At 39.9% G+C, this 1,417-nt stretch carries 1 protein-coding gene; it reads left to right on the top strand.

Annotated features, from left to right (window positions below; all coding sequences use genetic code 11):
- Positions 1-76 precede the first annotated feature (76 nt).
- Positions 77-1,230, top strand: a protein-coding gene (locus ACTNBF_RS16435; protein ID WP_441089700.1) for an IS3 family transposase whose coding sequence is annotated in 2 segments (ribosomal slippage) — positions 77-326 and positions 326-1,230 — 1,155 coding nt in all. Because the reading frame shifts where the segments join, the coding sequence is not laid out codon by codon here.
- Positions 1,231-1,417: the final 187 nt, after the last annotated feature.

Genomic DNA, 1,417 nt, shown 5'->3' with positions numbered 1-1,417 from the left:
TGAAGTGCTATACTAACGTTGTAACAGTAGTGGCTAATAAGATATAATCAATCTATCAAAGAAAGAAGGAATTATTATGCCACAAACTTACACTCCAGAATTTAGAAGAAAGATTGTCCGTCTTCATGAGGAAGAAGGACGCACCTACAAAAGCATCACCGCGGAATATGGCGTATCCAAAGCCAGCATCTCCAAGTGGTGTAGAGAATTTAGCGAAGAATGCCAAGAGAAAGCCCTCTCAAATCCAGATACTCCAAACGAAATGGAACTTATGAAAGAGAATCTTAGGTTACGAAAAGAACTGGAAGAGGCAAAAAAAGAAAATCTCTTCTTAAAAAAAGCAGCGGCATTCTTTGCGAAGGAAATCGATTAGAGGCTTATCGATTTATCGAACAACATCATAATGAATTTGGCTTACGTTGGCTCCTGCGGCACTATGATATCTGTCCAAATGCTTATTATAACTACCGAAAACACCGGAAGGCAGATTACTATGCCCATCGAGAGAAGACTTTGTCAAAAATCACAGAACTTTATCACAAACACCATGGTGTAGATGGATACCGCAGCATGCAGGTATACTTAGAACGTGAAGGTTTCTCGTATAGCACAACAACTGTTCACAAGTATATGAATTCAATACTTGGGTTGAAATCTATCGTTCGTCCGAAGAAGCCGGAATATAAGCATGGTAAACCGCATAAAGTATTCGAAAACAAAATACAGCAGAACTTTACTGCAGATAAAATCAATCAAAAATGGTGTACCGATTTTACCTACTTGTTTTTGGAGAACCATGATGTACGGTACAACTGTACAATCATAGATCTGCATGATCGAAGCGTTATTGCCAGCATAACAGACCGGCATATCACAAGTGATCTTGCTATCCGTACCTTGCAGAAGGCACTGGAATCGCAGCCGGCAATTAAAGGAGAATTAATCCTACACTCGGATCAAGGGTCGCAATTTACTTCTAAAGCATTCGTAGAGTTTTGCGAATCGGTTCATGTGACCCAGAGTATGAGTAAGGCCGGATATCCGTATGATAATGCACCAATGGAGAGATATTTCAACACCTTGAAAAGTGAACTCATTTATCTTTACGAATATGATACCGAGGAAGCTTTGTATCAGGCTGTAGAGGAGTTTGCATATGTTGAATACAATCATGTACGACCTCACAGCTTCAATGGTTATTTAACACCCTATCAGGCTAGAATCGCTTAATGCGATACAATGCCCGATTGGATTGTTTGATTGCTTTTCACCTGAAGCTTTCAGTGTATGTCAAGGACAAGGCCGCCAAAGGCGGTGCGAAGCATCCTTTACATACACTGGAAACTTCGGTATTATCCAAGCAACAATCCAATGAATTTTTTAGCCACAAATGTTACAAAAAAGCTTGACCACAACA

Source organism: Bariatricus sp. HCP28S3_A4, assembly GCF_052066395.1.
In the GTDB taxonomy this organism is placed as follows: domain Bacteria; phylum Bacillota; class Clostridia; order Lachnospirales; family Lachnospiraceae; genus Allocoprococcus.
This window is presented reverse-complemented; position numbering and strand designations above follow the sequence as displayed.